The 15,811-nt window shown below is 34.7% G+C and carries 12 protein-coding genes; 5 read left to right on the forward strand and 7 right to left on the reverse strand.

What is annotated here, in order from left to right:
• Positions 1-44 precede the first annotated feature (44 nt).
• Both GFU89_RS06055 and tsf read right to left on the reverse strand, forming a co-directional pair.
• Positions 45-2,870 carry a gliding motility-associated C-terminal domain-containing protein gene (locus GFU89_RS06055; RefSeq protein ID WP_318846301.1) on the reverse strand — a complete coding sequence of 942 codons (2,826 nt, stop codon included), beginning with the start codon at positions 2,868-2,870 and terminating at the stop codon, positions 45-47.
• A 386-nt stretch (positions 2,871-3,256) separates the two neighbouring features.
• Positions 3,257-4,081 carry a translation elongation factor Ts gene (tsf, locus tag GFU89_RS06060; protein WP_318846302.1) on the reverse strand — a complete coding sequence of 275 codons (825 nt, stop codon included), beginning with the start codon at positions 4,079-4,081 and terminating at the stop codon, positions 3,257-3,259.
• Between the two features lie 145 nt (positions 4,082-4,226).
• Between tsf and GFU89_RS06065 the strand changes: the two genes are divergently transcribed.
• Positions 4,227-5,000, forward strand: a complete 774-nt coding sequence (locus tag GFU89_RS06065) for a DUF6759 domain-containing protein (protein ID WP_318846303.1) — start codon at positions 4,227-4,229, stop codon at positions 4,998-5,000.
• A gap of 62 nt (positions 5,001-5,062) precedes the next feature.
• Here GFU89_RS06065 and GFU89_RS06070 read toward each other — a convergent pair whose 3' ends face one another.
• On the reverse strand, positions 5,063-6,019 hold the full coding sequence (locus GFU89_RS06070) for an acetyl-CoA carboxylase carboxyltransferase subunit alpha (protein WP_318846304.1): 957 nt from the start codon (positions 6,017-6,019) through the stop codon (positions 5,063-5,065).
• A gap of 49 nt (positions 6,020-6,068) precedes the next feature.
• Positions 6,069-7,577, reverse strand: coding sequence for a glutamate--tRNA ligase (gltX, locus tag GFU89_RS06075; RefSeq protein WP_318846305.1), 1,509 nt, complete (start codon positions 7,575-7,577; stop codon positions 6,069-6,071).
• 439 nt (positions 7,578-8,016) lie between these two features.
• On the opposite strand from gltX, the gene GFU89_RS06080 reads away from it, so the two are divergent.
• The 4 genes from GFU89_RS06080 to GFU89_RS06095 all read left to right on the forward strand — a co-directional run bounded on the left by GFU89_RS06080 (position 8,017) and on the right by GFU89_RS06095 (position 12,337).
• Entirely contained in the window at positions 8,017-9,405 is a 1,389-nt protein-coding gene (locus GFU89_RS06080; RefSeq protein WP_318846306.1) for an MAC/perforin domain-containing protein, read from the forward strand.
• A gap of 185 nt (positions 9,406-9,590) precedes the next feature.
• Entirely contained in the window at positions 9,591-10,388 is a 798-nt protein-coding gene (locus GFU89_RS06085; protein WP_318846307.1) for a hypothetical protein, read from the forward strand.
• A gap of 3 nt (positions 10,389-10,391) precedes the next feature.
• Entirely contained in the window at positions 10,392-11,045 is a 654-nt protein-coding gene (locus tag GFU89_RS06090) for a glycosyltransferase (RefSeq protein ID WP_318846308.1), read from the forward strand.
• A gap of 26 nt (positions 11,046-11,071) precedes the next feature.
• Positions 11,072-12,337, forward strand: coding sequence for a glycosyltransferase (locus GFU89_RS06095; RefSeq protein WP_318846309.1), 1,266 nt, complete (start codon positions 11,072-11,074; stop codon positions 12,335-12,337).
• A gap of 50 nt (positions 12,338-12,387) precedes the next feature.
• Here GFU89_RS06095 and GFU89_RS06100 read toward each other — a convergent pair whose 3' ends face one another.
• Genes GFU89_RS06100 through GFU89_RS06110 form a run of 3 tightly spaced genes read right to left on the reverse strand, consistent with a single transcriptional unit; the run spans position 12,388 to position 15,810 of the window.
• Entirely contained in the window at positions 12,388-13,629 is a 1,242-nt protein-coding gene (locus GFU89_RS06100; protein ID WP_318846310.1) for a glycosyltransferase, read from the reverse strand.
• Between the two features lie 3 nt (positions 13,630-13,632).
• Positions 13,633-14,820, reverse strand: coding sequence for a glycosyltransferase family 4 protein (locus tag GFU89_RS06105; protein ID WP_318846311.1), 1,188 nt, complete (start codon positions 14,818-14,820; stop codon positions 13,633-13,635).
• 3 nt (positions 14,821-14,823) lie between these two features.
• On the reverse strand, positions 14,824-15,810 hold the full coding sequence (locus GFU89_RS06110) for a hypothetical protein (protein ID WP_318846312.1): 987 nt from the start codon (positions 15,808-15,810) through the stop codon (positions 14,824-14,826).
• Position 15,811 lies beyond the last annotated feature (1 nt).

A 15,811-nucleotide genomic window follows, 5' to 3' on the forward strand; every position in this document is an offset into this window, starting at 1 on the left:
ACGATTATGAAATCGTGGCTTACCAATATGGTTTTAACTAATTATTACTCTCTGTTTTTAACAAGAATCCAACCTGTATATTTTATTGGAGTCTTTTCTTTGTTGGATTCAGTCCAGTTGATATGATACCAATAAGTTCCTGTTCCAAGTTTCTTATCAAAATGTTTTCCATCCCATCTGTAGTTGTTGAATTTATTTCCAGTGAATACCATATTTCCATATCTGTCATACACTACAAAACTTAGGTTTTCTTTATAAGCCAGCTCACTGTAATCTATATAGTCATTTACATTATCTCCATTAGGTGTAATGGCATTTAATAGATTAGGAATCGTAATTTCTACCTCAGTAGGAGTACAGTTATAAAAATCTTTTACATAGAAAGTATGCTGTCCTCTTGTTAAACCTGTAAAGGTATTTGAATCCTGCCAGTTAGCCGTTCCGTCAACTGCATATTTGTAAGGTGCTTTACCTCCGCTTACAATTACTGTTGCTGTATTGTTGTTGATCTCAATCGTTTGGATTACCGGATCTTCAACTTTTTTAACTTTTACTGTCTGAGTAAGGAAACATCCGTTCTTACCAAGTATTACAGTATATTCTCCAACACCTACATCTCTGATACCTGAAGTGGTAGCGCCTGTGCTCCATTGGTATGAGTCATAGCCAGAACCTGCATCCAGGTTTGTTTTAGCATCCATACAGATATACTGATCTACCAATATTGGAGATTTTTTGATTGGAAGTACAATCAATTCGATTTTTGCATTTGCCGTACATCCTTCAGCGGTAGTCACTTTCACATATACAAATCCTCCAGTTGAAGGGAAATTGTCTGGTGTTGTGATTTCGTTGATACCTGCAGTAAGGTCACTCAGTGTACGGTAGTATTTTTTAGTAACGGCATTATAATCTGTTACTTTGGCTTTCGTAAGATCAAAATAAGCATAAGGAGCTACATCATACCAACATGCCTTAATAGAAGCATCCGTTACAATGAATGGTACTACAGTAAGATTTAATGTTACCTGCTCGCAATCTGTAAACTCTACTGAGTTTCCACAGAATTTATAAACTATTTTATCTGGTCCTAAATATCCAGGATTTGGAGTATAAGTGATTGTTCCGTTTGTATTAACTACTGCTGTTCCCTTTGTAGGAGGAGTTAAAATGACTACTGTAGTCGCTACTACTGTCTGTGTAGACGAAGTAAACGTAGGGGTAATAATTTTAGTAGAACAAGCATTAAGAGCCTGAGTTGTTTCTTTTAAACAGTTTTGTACTTTATAGATAGGAGTTGTCACAGGAGGACATGTTCCCATTGTTACTTTTACGGTATAATTTCCTGATTGTGTAGGAGTATACGTGTAAGAAGTTGCACCTGGAATGGCAACTCCGTCACGGAACCATTGGTATGTTTCATATCCATCATCTACTTCAAGAATGATTCCTGGTACACACTCTCCTGTTTTTTTCGCAATAACAGGAATTGATGAGAACCCTGCGAAATAACCTCCGTATCCTGCAGAACTGAATCCTCCGTTGATACCTGCTGTTACAGCTTTTGTAGAAGTGATTTTAATATTTCCAGTTACTCCGGTGATTCCATAAGTTACCCAGTTCGTATTTCCTGCTACAGGATATGGCCCATCTGTTGCTGCTACTGGACCGTCATTTACCATTACAGTAGCTCCTGTCTCTGTTAAAATATTTAATTTGACCACCAGGTCGCCAGGTGTTATACTGGCACCTCCTGTTCCAAGAGGCATTTCATTAATCTTCCCGATTTCATCAATTTTCCTTGGAAGAAAACAGTTCAATGGCGGAATATAGTTGAATCCGTTGGTTGCGTCACTTGACAATATCCCAATAAATTGGTATAAGTATACATTTTTAGTAGTCGAGATGAACATATTAGAATGCCCTGAAGTACCCTGAGCTACATAGCTGGTTTCATTTATTCTATACCATTCTCCTGCAGCAAGTGTTGCAACAGAAGTACCTCCACCATTTAAAAAGACTTCAGTATTATCTTCAGTAGCCACAATAAGACCTCCCTCCATATTTAAATTTGGAGCAGTAGATCTTGTTTTTACCATTGCAAAAGTATTTCCAAGTCTGTCAACCGGTACAGATTGATCCAGAACCGGGTCACTTCCTGTTGTACTGGCAGAGAAGTTAGCATTACAGCTTCCGTTGGTAAGGGTTACTGGTTTGTCAGAAACTATTTTTGCACCGATAAAACCCGTCTGGTTTGCAGACTGAGATCCAGATCCAGCAAGAATGAAAGATTGTCCTTTCTGTAATGTAAAAGATTGAGTGTTACCAGTAGGAGTTCCATTGATAAAAACGACTCCGGCAGTAGGATTCCATGATACCGTTACATTGGTATTATCTTCAGTGGCAAGCACACCTGCCGTGAAGTTTTGAATACTGCTGGTATTGGTATTGGGAGCAGCAGCAACGAAGAATTTTTTCCCAATTCCTGCTCTTCCTTTACTGGTGATTACTTCCCCGTGAACACTTTGGGCAAGTCTTAAACTACAGTAGAAAGGTTTTGTTGCTTTTAAATAGAGTCCTTTATTACCTACATTGAATGCTTCAGTAGAAGTACCTGTAGAAATTAGGTTGTTGGCAACCTTGTAGGTTTGTGGGCTACCTTTACTAATGGTAACCGTAGTGACTATAGCATTATTATTGTAAATGGTTACATCAAAAGGAGTGGGTGAATCAGTGGAAAGGTATATCATATTGTTATATCCTCCGACACTGTCATAATAAGGAGCAATCCAATGCTCGCTATCCCTTTGTGCAAAGAGTGTATTAATTGTAAAAAAAATTAATACCAAACTGAGTAGAAATCTTTTCATGTGTATGGAATTAGGATTTCTACAAAATTAAAATAAAAAATGAAATACTTTTAATAAAATGTAAATAAATGTTAAAAAAATATTACCGATTTCTAATTAAAAGCCCTCCTGAGTATGAAACTGGTAATTGAGATTAATGCATGGTTATCTAATGATATGCAAATACATCCCATTGTCAAGAATTATTTTATTTAATTTTCCATGAAATAAAGAATTCCTATTGCAAGGCTTATAAATTGAGACAGAGCACTGGTCAGTACTTCAATTGTGATATTCTGTTTGATTGCTGCAGATGTCAGTTTGTATATTATTGTAATAGAAAATTTTTGTGAATAAAAAATCCCGGTGAACTTCACCGGGATTCAATATTGTTTTTGAAGATAAGCTTATAGGCTTACTCTTACAAATCCTGTTACTTTTAGATCTGCATTTACAGATTTTACATAGTCAGCAACTGAGATACTTCCGTCTTTAATGAAGTCCTGGTGTACCAAAGTGTTGTCTTTGTAGAATCTCTGCATTTTACCTTTAAGGATATTATCGATAATGTTTGCAGGCTTACCTTCTTCAGTAAGTTTGTGTCTTTCGATCTCTAATTCTTTATCAATAGTTTCCTGAGAAACTCTTGTTTCGTCCAAAGCGATTGGGTTCATAGCAGCAACCTGCATAGAAACAGCTTTAGCAGCATCGTCAGCTCCGTCTACTTTAGCAGAAAGAGAAGAGATTGCAGCGATTTTGTTTCCAGCGTGGATGTAAGCTCCTAAGAAATCTCCTTGGATTCTTTCGAAAGATCCGATTTCGATTTTCTCACCGATAACTCCTGTTTGCTCTACTAATTTCTCAGCAACAGTCATTCCGTGGAAATCAGTAGCTAAAAGTTCTTCTTTAGTAGCAGCGAAGATAGCCATCTCAGCTAATTCGTAAGCTAGCTCGATGAACGCTTCATTTTTAGCAACAAAGTCAGTTTCGCAGTTTAGAGAGATTACTACACCTAAAGTGTTGTCTTCGTTTACTCTTGCGATTACTGCACCTTCAGCAGATTCTCTGTCAGCTCTGTTAGCAGCAACTTTTTGTCCTTTTTTTCTAAGGATATCTACCGCTTTTTCGAAGTCTCCTTCAGCTTCAACTAGAGCTTTCTTGCAGTCCATCATACCTGCACCTGTTTGGTTTCTCAATTTTGCTACGTCTGCAGCAGCTGGTGTATAAGACATAATATCTATTATTTTTTTTATTTAAGATTAGTATTAATTTTTAGCTTAAATTTAGAGCAGTGCAAAGATAATGATTTTAATGATAAACTAAAAAATGACTTTTCACGTTATTAATATATTTAATACTATTTTAAAGATTTGATTAATGAAAAAAATCTTATTCCTTCTATTTATATGTATTTTCTCGCTTGGTTTTTCCCAAAAAAAGAAGAAAACAAAATCTAAAGCTGTTGTTGAAAAAGAAACTGTAATTATCTATACAGAGCAGGAAGCTGAGATTTCAAAAGAAGCCAGAGTCATTGCCGGCTTTTTGAAACAGAATCCGGGACATGCTAAAACAGATTATTTCAAAAGAAAACTGATTGATATGATCATGGCAGGTAATTCTCCTGAAGCCAAACCTACGATCAGGCCGATCAGTAAAGATAAAATTGAAAATATCGTTAAGAATAATGAGTTAAACAGCGGTAAAACTATTGCTGCAAATAAAACATATACCGCGAACGGAAAACCTGTTTCCAATAATACAGCAGCTGCTATTGAAGCCTTAAAAGAAGAAAGAAGAACGACCACCTTTGCTTCAGTAGGTTCTGCAGGCTCAGCAAAAAGTGCCGGTACTTCTAAAGCCGGACCCAGTGAAGAAAATAAAAGAACAGCAGCGATGCTTACGCACCTTTTTAATAATGATATCAACAAAAATGAAGCCTATATCAATATTAAAAACAGATCTTCCTGTAACCTTATTGTAAAGATAAGTGGTAAAAAATATTATAACCTGAGTGTTCCTGCAAAAGGAGAGAACTTTATTCTGGTAGATAAAGGTGAGTATATAATGACAACGATGGTGTGTGATGCAAAATATTCTGCCCCGAAGAAAATTACTCAGGATATTGAAATAGCATTGAATGTTGCCGAATAAAATAGATAGAAGAAAGCTAAAGAAAAAAGGTTAAGAAGAAATTCTTAACCTTTTTATTTTTTTTATCCTTTAAACTGACCCATCGCAATGAATTTATCCTGTCTCTGGGTTTCAAGCTCCTGTCCTGTAAATTTGGAGAAAGCTTTGATATTTTGTAAAATTGAATTTTTCAAGTTTAAATAGGTTGTCTCCTGATCATACTGAGCTCCACCAAGTGGTTCCTCAATAATTCCGTCGATGAACTTTTCTCTTAAAGCATCTGCTGGAGTAAGGTTTAGTGCATTGGCTGCATCTTCCTTGTGATCCCAGTTTCTCCATAAGATAGAAGAACAGCTTTCTGGTGCAATTACAGTATACCATGTGTTTTCCAACATATATACTTTATTTCCAACCCCTATTCCTAATGCGCCACCACTGGCACCTTCTCCGATGATGTATGTGAAGATAGGAGTTTTCAGCTGAACCATTTCAAAAATATTTCTTGCAATAGCTTCTCCTTGTCCTCTTTCTTCAGCTTCCAATCCTGGGTAAGCTCCCGGTGTATCTACTAAAGTTACCACAGGAATATTGAATTTTTCAGCAAGCTTCATTAGTCTTAAAGCTTTTCTGTATCCTTCAGGATTTGGCATTCCAAATCTTCTGTACTGTCTTTCTTTAGTTGTTCTTCCTTTTTGAGTACCTATGATCATTACTTTTTGACCATCAAGGGTAATCAATCCTCCAATCATTGCCGGATCATCAGCGAAATTTCTGTCTCCATGAAGTTCTAAGAAACTGCCTTTGTCTGCCATTCCGTGGATATAATCCAATGTATATGGACGATCCGGATGACGGGACAGTTGTACTCTTTGCCAAGGTGTAAGATTTCCATAGATTTCTTTTTTCTTTTCTAAAATCTTATCCTCAATCTGGCTGCATGCTAATTTTACATCAACACCACTTTCTTCTCCTACTAAAGAACACGTCTGGTATTGATCCATCAATTCTTTGATAGGAAGTTCGAAACTTAAATATTCCATTTCTTGAAGTAAATTAAATCTTTCAAATGTATGAAAAATTATGGTTATTCTATTTAAAATTATTTATAGCATTGTTTATTCTGGAGGTACTTTCCTCTTTACCAAGGGTTTCCAGAATATCCGGAACGTCCGGCCCTTTCAATTCTCCTACTAAAGACAAACGTAAAGGCATCATTACTTTACCCATACCCAATCCTTTGCTTTCTGCAAAATCATGCATAGTCTGTTTCAATGTCTCAGCAGCAAAGTCTGTAGATCCAAAAGCAACAGCTAATTCTGCTAAAATTGCTGATGTTTCATCATTCCATGCCTTTTTAGAAGCTTTTTCGTCATAAGAAGTTGGAGCTTCAAAGAAAAATTTTCCGTTTTCATAGATGTCTTTCGGGAAAGTTGCTCTTTCTTTCATCAGATGAATTACTTTTAATAGTTTTTCATCAGAAGCACCTGCAAAATCAATAGCTGTGTTTTTCAATATCTGAAGAAGCTCTTCGTCAGACTTCATCTGAATATATTGATGGTTGAACCACTCAGATTTTTCTTTACTGAATCTTGCACCCGCTTTATGTACTTTATGAAGATCAAATTCCTTGATCATTTCCTCTAAAGGAAGAATTTCTTTATCATCTGCCGGAGACCAGCCCAATAGTGCTACCATATTGATGAAAGCATCAGGAAGGTAACCATTTTCTCTGTACCCTTTAGAAACTATTCCTGTAGCAGGATCTTTGAAATCAAGCGGGAATACCGGGAATCCGAATTTATCTCCATCTCTTTTGCTTAGTTTTCCTTTTCCTTCAGGTTTTAAAATTAGAGAAAGGTGTGCAAACTGTGGTGCTTCCCACTGCATTGCTTCATACAATAAAGTATGCAGTCCTAAAGAAGGCAGCCATTCTTCTCCACGGATTACGTGAGAGATCTCCATTTCGTGGTCATCAATGATGTTGGCGAAATGATACGTTGGCATTCCGTCATTCTTCACAAGAACTTTATCATCTAAAGTATTGGTATTGACAGAAGATTTTCCACGGATAATATCTTCAAGATTCAATACTCTGTCTACAGGCATTTTGAAACGTACTACATAAGGAGTCTTTTCGTCTAATAACCTTTGAATTTCTTCTTCAGAAAGTGCTAGACTGTTCCTTAGACCATTTCTTGTTTTATTATCATAAGAAAAAACATCACCTTTAGCTTCGTACTCTGCACGAATGGCATCCAATTCTTCAGCTGTATCAAAAGCAATATAAGCATAATCTGTTTTTAAGATCTGCTCAGTATATCGGTCGTAGATATCTCTTCTTTCAGATTGTCTGTAAGGAGCGAACTTTCCTCCTTTCTTAGGACTCTCATCAGGGATGATTCCGCACCATTCCAAAGCTTCTTCAATATATTCTTCAGCACCTTCTACGTATCTGGCGGTATCTGTATCTTCTATTCTTAATACAAATTCTCCCCCTTGATTTTTAGCAAAAAGATAATCATATAATGCGGTTCTTACGCCTCCCAAATGTAATGGTCCTGTAGGACTTGGAGCAAAACGTACTCTTACTTTCCCCATTTCAATTTTAATTTTTGCAAATTTACTTAAAATTATGCGTTTAAGAGGTGATTTCTGACCTGGTATTCGTTTTTTGATTCTAACTTTTTATATTTATTTCTGCAGAATTTAATAAAATGCTGCTGAGAACCACTTAATGCTATAATGCTGCTGATAATTTTAATTTTCATGCATTATTAGAACTGACAATGCTTTCAGAATTTAAATTATACAGGAGAGTTGTATTGCAGTCGTCGTATAAATATCTCTAATATGTGATTAGTTTTGGTTGTATAATTAGATTTTATTTATTAAATCATAATAATTTGGTTTTAAACTTGCTTATTAATAGATGTTTAAGTAAATGTTAAATTCACTAAATAATGATATATATCATTATGTGATTCCTTTTTTCACTCAATGTTGAATATTATATTTGCCGAAACTTTTAATAAATACTATGAAAAAACAAATTTTATTTTGCTTCAGTAGTTTACTGATGCTTTTCATGAGTTCATGTTCAACGGAGGAACTGAACAGTGAGATAACGCCTGAAAGTCCTGCGGCAAAGGCTAATAGTCGATTATCTGCTTCCAAATTTGCTGGAGACGGAATTTATGATGTCTTAGGACATGGTTATAATGTTGCCGGTGAATATGCCAATGCTACAGCAGCAGGTTTTAAAGTGATCGATATTGATCGTTTTAAAGTGGAGCAGGCAAACAGATTAATCAGCGAAAATACATTCTCACAGGAATATACTGAAGAATATGGTGAAAATGCAGAATCATATTCTAAAATGGTTTCAACCAAAGTGAATGTTACTGCTGGTATTCCATTATTCAAGAAAACACTTTCAGTAGGATTCAACTCTGCAGTAACGACCAACAATAAGTTTGATGGAAAATATATCTACGGAAGCTATAATCTTACCATTAAACAGAAAAGAGTAAGATTCAATGCAACTGCTGATATGTTGGGAGACTATCTTACTCCGGAGTTTGCTCAGGATCTGCAGACAAAAACTCCACAACAAATTGTACAGGACTATGGAACTCACGTAACACTTGATATCTATACAGGAGCAAAGCTGGATGTTTTATTTCAGGCTGAAACAAGAAGCCAAAGCCGTGATCGTGCAGCAAGAATTGGTGTGAAAGTGGGAATGAAAGATATTTTTGATGTAGATGTAACGAATGATGTGAATACTTCTGAATCATCCATGAACTATTCTAAAAAATTAGCCTATAAAACAAGAGGAGGGGATCCTTCAAAAGGTTTAATAGGAGATCTAAACCTTGATCAGACAAATCCTAAAATTAACATTTCAAACTGGCAGAACAGCTCTAATGCAACTAATTCAGTGTTGGTAGATTTTGGAAACAACGGATTGGTTATCATTTATGACTTAGTGAAAGATGCAACTAAAAAGGCTCAGCTTAAAGCTTATGTAGATCAATATCTGATCGATAATAAAGTGTATATGGAGTTCAATACTATTCCAGTTTACAGATATTACAACGGACTAGATCATTACTATACAAGAACTCCGGGAAGCTATAGCGGATACTCTTATGAAGGAACAGAGTTCAATGCATTTTTATACAAAGCTCCAAATACAGTTCCTATTTACAGATATTGGAATGGTAAAGATCATTATTATACAAAAACTCCGGGATATTACCAGGGGTATGTAGACGAAGGAATTGAGTTCAATGCTTTTGCTACTCAACAGCCTAATACAGTTCCTATCTACAGATATTGGAACGGTAAAGACCATTATTATTCAAGATCCAGTGCAAGGCCGGCAGGTTATGTTTCTGAAGGAATTGAATTCTATGCCTATTAATTAGAAATATTAAAATTTTACAACCAAAGAAACCGTTTCATTTTTGAAACGGTTTTTTGTTACCATGAAGAATAAAATGAATATCTGTACAATATTTTTTGTGGATAATGACAACACAGAAAGAATATTTCCGGCAGCCTTATCTTTAAAAATGTATTTTTGTACCTTATAAATTTAGATGATCAATGAAAAAAGCAATCTGCCTTTTTATCGTAGGAGAGAAGTACTGGAAAATGTATAATAAAAACAGAGCTAGATTTGAAAGCTATGCTAAAAAGTGTGGCGCAGATTTAAAGATCATTGATAAGCCTATGGATAATAAGTTTCATCGCCCGCTTCTTTCTCAGAAGCTTTTGATTCCTTCAGAAACAAGGGAGTATGATATGGTTCTTTTTTTAGACCTTGATATCATTATCTCAGATAAAGCACCTTCCGTTTTTGATTATCTTCCTGAAGACAAATATTTCGGGGCTATTCTCGATCCTAGAGGTACTGAAGAATTCAACAAAACCTGGGGACATATTCCGAGAATTCTGGAAGAGACCAGCGAAATGTATTTTACTGACCGTCATTTTGAAGCAAATCCTTTATTGCAGGGAAGTATCAATGGCGGTGTATTTATTTTCAGACCGGAAAAAGTGGCTGATCTCTTCAAAGACTACTATTTTTCAGAGCATAATCAAGGTGAACTGAACAGTTTTGAAGAAACACCATTCGCATATTTTTCCCAGATCAATAATTGGTTTGAAGCTTTACCGCCGGCCTTCAATGTTCAGATTTTATACAAAATAAAAGGAACAGAAAAAGGAAAAGAGGTAGAACATGATGAGAAAAAACTTCCACAATTTTTCAGAAAATATTACTACAAAAAATCAGGAAGCTGTTTTTATCCCACAAAGAAGTATAAGAATTACGTACAACAAATCATTGCTGAAAATTACTTTACTCATTTTTCCGGCAATTATCCTATAATCTACAATTAAATTATGAGCCTACTTTCACGCTTTTCCAGCAAGTTTATAACAGTTTCTTACGGAATTACTGTTAATGATGAAGCTAATGAACTGAAAAATTTACTGGATGTCCTTCTTCCTTTGATTGATAAGAATGATGAGGTCATTGTACTTCAGGATATCACCAATAAAAATAAAGAGGTAACAGAACTACTGAGTAACTATGATAATATTATAAAACTTGAAGCAAGACTGGAAGGAGATTTTGCCACGTTTAAAAATAGATTAATAGAAAAGGCAACGTGCCAATATCTGTTTCAGATAGATGCAGATGAATATCCTACTGAGCATTTCATCAAAACATTGAAACCTTATCTTAAAAAAGAAAAAAGTGTTGAAATATTTTTTGTTCCCAGAATCAATATTGTAGAAGGAATTACAGCAGAATATGTACAACAAATGGGCTGGAATATGAATAATGAAGGTTATATTAATTTTCCGGACTATCAGGCAAGGATTATTAAGAACAATAAAAAGATCTTCTGGAAAAATAAAGTACATGAAGTGCTGTATGGAAATAAAAACTTTACAGAAATTCCAAATAAATACGAATTATCATTAATTCATAAAAAGAATTTTGAAAAGCAGCAAAAGCAGAATAATTTTTATGAAACTTTGGAAGATTAATCAGGTTGAATTATTACAAAACTAAAATGGCAGATTTAGGAATTAACGTTTTTGGATTTATTAATGGTGAATTTGGTATCGCAGAGGCAACAAGGCTTAATTGTAAAGCGATGCAGAGTGCAGGGATTCCCCTTAATTTGATGAATTATGATGTGAGAACCAATCATGATACTAATGATCAGACTTTTACCCAATTTTCGAATAAAGCAGATCATCCTATCAATTTAGTTCAGGTTTCGGCATCGGTTTCGGAAATGTCAAATTTCTTTGAATATTTTGATTATTCTTTTTTTGAAAGGAAATACAACATTCTGTATATGGCCTGGGAATCAGAAACTATTCCGGAAGATTATCTTTTGAATATCAACCTTTTCGATGAGGTCTGGACTCCTTCGGAATATTGTAAAAAATGTATTGAAAAATATATCGCTTCTCCGGTAAAAGTAATACCACATCCCATTGATATTAATCTGAAGCCGACAGAAGATGCTGATGCATTGAATTTTTATAACACCGACTTCTTTAATTTTTTATTCATATTCGATTATAATAGCTCTATTCAAAGGAAAAATGTACTCAATCTGATTAAGGTATTCAGAGAGACTTTTGACGGAAAAGAGAATAATGCTTTTTTAACCATTAAAACATCTAAATCTGATAAATTTTCTCTGGAAAAAGAACAGATAAAAGAGGCAATCGGAGATTCTGTGAAAATCAAAGTGGTAGAAAAGATTTTTGATAAAAATGCACTGAACTATGTGATCAGTACCTGCGATAGCTATATTTCTCTTCACAGATCTGAAGGTTTCGGACTGACTATGGCAGAAGCTATGTATTTTGGAAAACCCGTTATTGCTACAGGATATTCCGGAAATCTGCAGTTTATGAATAATGAGAATAGCTTTTTAGTAAATGCGGAAAAGGTATCTTATGGTTCAGATGATCTTAATTATGATTCCAATACCATCTGGTCTGAGCCTTCACTAGAAGAAGCTTCAAAATATCTTAAAAAAATATATCATGGTGGAAATGATGTGAACACAGCATCAGATAATGCACGCAGAACAATTACCAATGATTTTTCACTTGAGGGAGTAGGGAAATTAATTAGAAAAAGATCCGAAGAACTGATTTCTGAAGGTAAAATTCAGCAAAGCAGATCAGCATTAATGAAATTATATGCAGACAGTATATTTTTGAAAAAAGATCTGAGAATTTATAAAAAGAGTAAACCTATTCAGTGGATATATGATATCAAAATGTATTTCAGAAATAGAAAAGGAAAAAAATAATTTCCTATAACACTAAAAAGCGGTAGATTCATTTGAAACTACCGCTTTTTTTATTTTTTACCTTTTATTTTCTTCAGAAAGATATTTACTTTTTTTCTGATTTTATTGTATAATGTTTTTTCCAGGTAATTTACTCTGCCGCTTAGCCTGTCTATTTCGGCAAGGTGAAAAACGTTGTCTACACTGCTTCCCGGCGTATTTTCTTTCTTACCCATCTTATCAATAAAAGACAATCTTAAGGTAAGCAGCTCTCCGATAGCTTCAAGAGAAAAGTGATCTCTGATCTGAGCTTCGGCGCTGTGTTGAATGGAAGTTAAAGACTTGAAATTATTTTTTATATACTGAAGTTTTTGAGTAGCATCCTGTAAATCCGGTCTTGCCAGAGTAAGTCCTTCAGCAATCAATCCTTTTGTGTTGGAGGTTTTAATAAAATCATATTGAACAAGGAAACTGTTGTTTACATTCATAAAGTCCAGGTTTCCGGAATATCCGGTTCCTACAACAATTTTCCCGTAAGACATTGCTTCTGCCATAGTCAGTCCGAAACCTTCGGAACCATGTAAAGAAATAAGAACATCAGATTTCTGAATCAATGAATGGAGCTTTTCCTTTGAAAAATGTTCATTAATAATGATAATATTTGAAATGCCAGCGTATTTTTCGAGTACTGCCTGTGCATCTTTACTCCTGTCAAGATTATGTGTTTTTACAATAAGAACACTTTCCGAATCGTTTTTGAAGACATTAATAAATGCTTCAATCGTAGCTTCAGGATTTTTTCTGATGGTTGTACTTAACGAATCAAAAATGGTAATATATACGTTTGTTCCTGGTTTAATATTGTATTCTTCAAAATCAAATTCATCAGAAGCAGGCAGCTTCTGAATAGGATGGGAGAATCTCATCACAGGAATTCCTGTATATTTTGTGAAAATATTGACACAGAAATCACTAGGAACCCACAATTCATCAAAAATATTCAGAAATTCAACTGTTTTATCTGAAACTTCGGGAAATTCCCAGGCCCAATAAACAATGTTGTAATGACCTGCAAGATTGATATCCTGATTTTTTGAAAAAAATTCGTGGGTCACATTACTGTTAATGTGAAAAATATTAATTAATGCATCGGGTTGTGCGTCACTTTTAGACTTTTCAAGAGTATCACTGGAGTAGCTGATGCGGTTTACTTTAATGCCTTTGCTTTCCATAGCAGAAGCATTAAGCCTTGTAGCCTCTGCTATCCCAAAATTTCCCTCAAAAAAACCGTGATAGTTTACGCTTAATGACATATCTTATAATGTTTTAAGTTTTTCTTTTACTTCTTCAGGTGAAAATGCTCTCAGACTGTCTACAGAATTTTGGCTCAATGTATTCCAAAGTTCCTCATTATTATTCAGCTGAATAATGGCTTCTGCAAAACTGTTTTCATCATTGGCTATCAACACATTTTTCTTATCTGTAAGCTTCATTCCTTCAGCACCAATATCTGTGGTAACTACCGGAAAAAAATATTCAAAAGCCTGTCCGATTTTCCCTTTCACCCCAGCTCCAAACCGTAAAGGAGCCACCATGATTTTAGAATTCATGAAATGTTCTTCGATACTTTCTACAAACCCTAGAAATTTAAACTTAGGGTATAGTTTAAGATCAAGCTTTTCAGAAACATTCCCAATAATGCTTACCTCCAGCTCAGGATTGGTTTTCCAGACAATGGGCATTATTTTTTCATACAGAAACTTTACCGCATCAATATTCGGTTCGTGGATAGAACCAATGAAGGTAATTCCTTTACTTTCACTAAAGTTTTTCCTTTCTGAAATATCAATTTTTGGATAATGAATATTTGATATGGTAATGATTTTATTTTGGTCCGCATACTGGCTCATGATTTCTTTCTCTTTATCGGAGATGGCAATAATATAATCCAGCTGTGGTGCAACAACCGTTTCCAGACGGAAGAAATGTTTATAGTTTTTCTTTAGAGAAATACGGGTTGGTTCCAGTTCAATTGCTCTTTTAAACCTTAAAAAATGAATATCTACCATATCATAAATGAATCGGGTAGAAGGTAAAATAGCCTTCATCTTTTTGTAAAACAGATTCAGGGCAAGCGGACCATTGAACCAAACGTAATCTACCTTTTTAAAAGAAGATAGAAAATCATAAATGTTCTTGTATTTATTGTTCTCTACATACACCAAAACATGGTGCTGCTGATAAAACTTTACATAAGAATCGTCTTCAAAAATATGGGGAGCAAATAAAATGCAGTTGTATCCTAATTCTTTGTAGATTAATATAAGTTCTTTCAGTCTGTTGGCCCCGGATTCTTTATCATGGGCAGGGAAATCTCTTGAAGCAAACAGGATCGTTTTTTGGGAAGCGTCATACAGATTGATGTTGACTATATCCTTAGACTGAAGATATTTGAGTTTTTCTTTTCTTTCGAAGTGTTTTTTTATTTTTTTTAAAATTCCCATTTGCTAGTTTTTAGTATCCAGTTCAAAAACTTTGTTTACCCAACTATCCAAAGTGTATCTGTAGTAGATTTCCTCAGGAATTTTCTCGTAAGGTGTTTCAAAAAAAGATTTGTCAAGATTACTAATATTTTTGTTTAAAATCAAAATATTATTGGGATTGTAAAAATCATAGGTTTTAATGGCTTCATTATCAGTAATGATTTTCTTCTCCAGAGACATAGCCTCAAAAACTCTGAAACTAAGTCCATATTGCCCTTCACGCATAAGGTCAAGCAATACTTTTGAATTTTTATAATACTTTGGAAGATCGTTATGAGGAATCTTTTTGATGCTGAAAACCAGAAAAAGGTTTTTGGGTACAGTCATGAAAATATTCGTCAGCTGATGTTTCCATGATTTTTTTCCGATGATCATAATCTGGAACTTCAGTCCCTGCTCAATCAGCTTTTTAGCCAGTAATTTTATCAATGAAACCCTTCTGTTATCATAAGAAGTGATATAGAAAAGATCCATTTCAGGCTGCTGAATTTCTTTTGCACAGTGCGGCAGATAAATGTAATTCGTTAGTTTTTCAAACCCGTGCTTTGTAACATCTATATAATCAAAGGAAAATACTTTGTCAAAAAGGTAGAGTTTATCTTCTACAGGAACTCTTTCAAGGTTGTCATAAAGATAGGTAACCAGGCGGTCTGAATATTTTCGGATTTTCTCAAGAGTTGAAAGATCAAACGTATCCGGGTTCATGACCAATATCTGATCCTGATGTCCTAATTTTTCCAGGGCATCCAGAACGTATTTCTGTCTTTTTTCAGTCTTAAGATTTTTATTTAAAAAGGTTTTGCTTAAAGCGTTTACAGCTCTTTCATTGAAGTTTGAATGAGTAACTGTACTGATCTTTACATGATGGGCATCAATACCCCGTTTGCATAATGTTTCAACAATATACTTATCATAATCCCAAAAATCATAACTAATGATACAAATCTTCATT

The organism is Chryseobacterium sp. JV558, assembly GCF_033712365.1.
GTDB lineage: Bacteria > Bacteroidota > Bacteroidia > Flavobacteriales > Weeksellaceae > Chryseobacterium.

Bases quoted from the DNA above. Each gene is read 5' to 3' on its own strand.
- GFU89_RS06055 (WP_318846301.1), bottom strand. From the start codon at position 2,870: ATGAAAAGATTTCTACTCAGTTTGGTATTAATTTTTTTTACAATTAAT.
- tsf (WP_318846302.1), bottom strand. From the start codon at position 4,081: ATGTCTTATACACCAGCTGCTGCAGACGTAGCAAAATTGAGAAACCAA.
- GFU89_RS06065 (WP_318846303.1), top strand. From the start codon at position 4,227: ATGAAAAAAATCTTATTCCTTCTATTTATATGTATTTTCTCGCTTGGT.
- GFU89_RS06070 (WP_318846304.1), bottom strand. From the start codon at position 6,019: ATGGAATATTTAAGTTTCGAACTTCCTATCAAAGAATTGATGGATCAA.
- gltX (WP_318846305.1), bottom strand. From the start codon at position 7,577: ATGGGGAAAGTAAGAGTACGTTTTGCTCCAAGTCCTACAGGACCATTA.
- GFU89_RS06080 (WP_318846306.1), top strand. From the start codon at position 8,017: ATGAAAAAACAAATTTTATTTTGCTTCAGTAGTTTACTGATGCTTTTC.
- GFU89_RS06085 (WP_318846307.1), top strand. From the start codon at position 9,591: ATGAAAAAAGCAATCTGCCTTTTTATCGTAGGAGAGAAGTACTGGAAA.
- GFU89_RS06090 (WP_318846308.1), top strand. From the start codon at position 10,392: ATGAGCCTACTTTCACGCTTTTCCAGCAAGTTTATAACAGTTTCTTAC.
- GFU89_RS06095 (WP_318846309.1), top strand. From the start codon at position 11,072: ATGGCAGATTTAGGAATTAACGTTTTTGGATTTATTAATGGTGAATTT.
- GFU89_RS06100 (WP_318846310.1), bottom strand. From the start codon at position 13,629: ATGTCATTAAGCGTAAACTATCACGGTTTTTTTGAGGGAAATTTTGGG.
- GFU89_RS06105 (WP_318846311.1), bottom strand. From the start codon at position 14,820: ATGGGAATTTTAAAAAAAATAAAAAAACACTTCGAAAGAAAAGAAAAA.
- GFU89_RS06110 (WP_318846312.1), bottom strand. From the start codon at position 15,810: ATGAAGATTTGTATCATTAGTTATGATTTTTGGGATTATGATAAGTAT.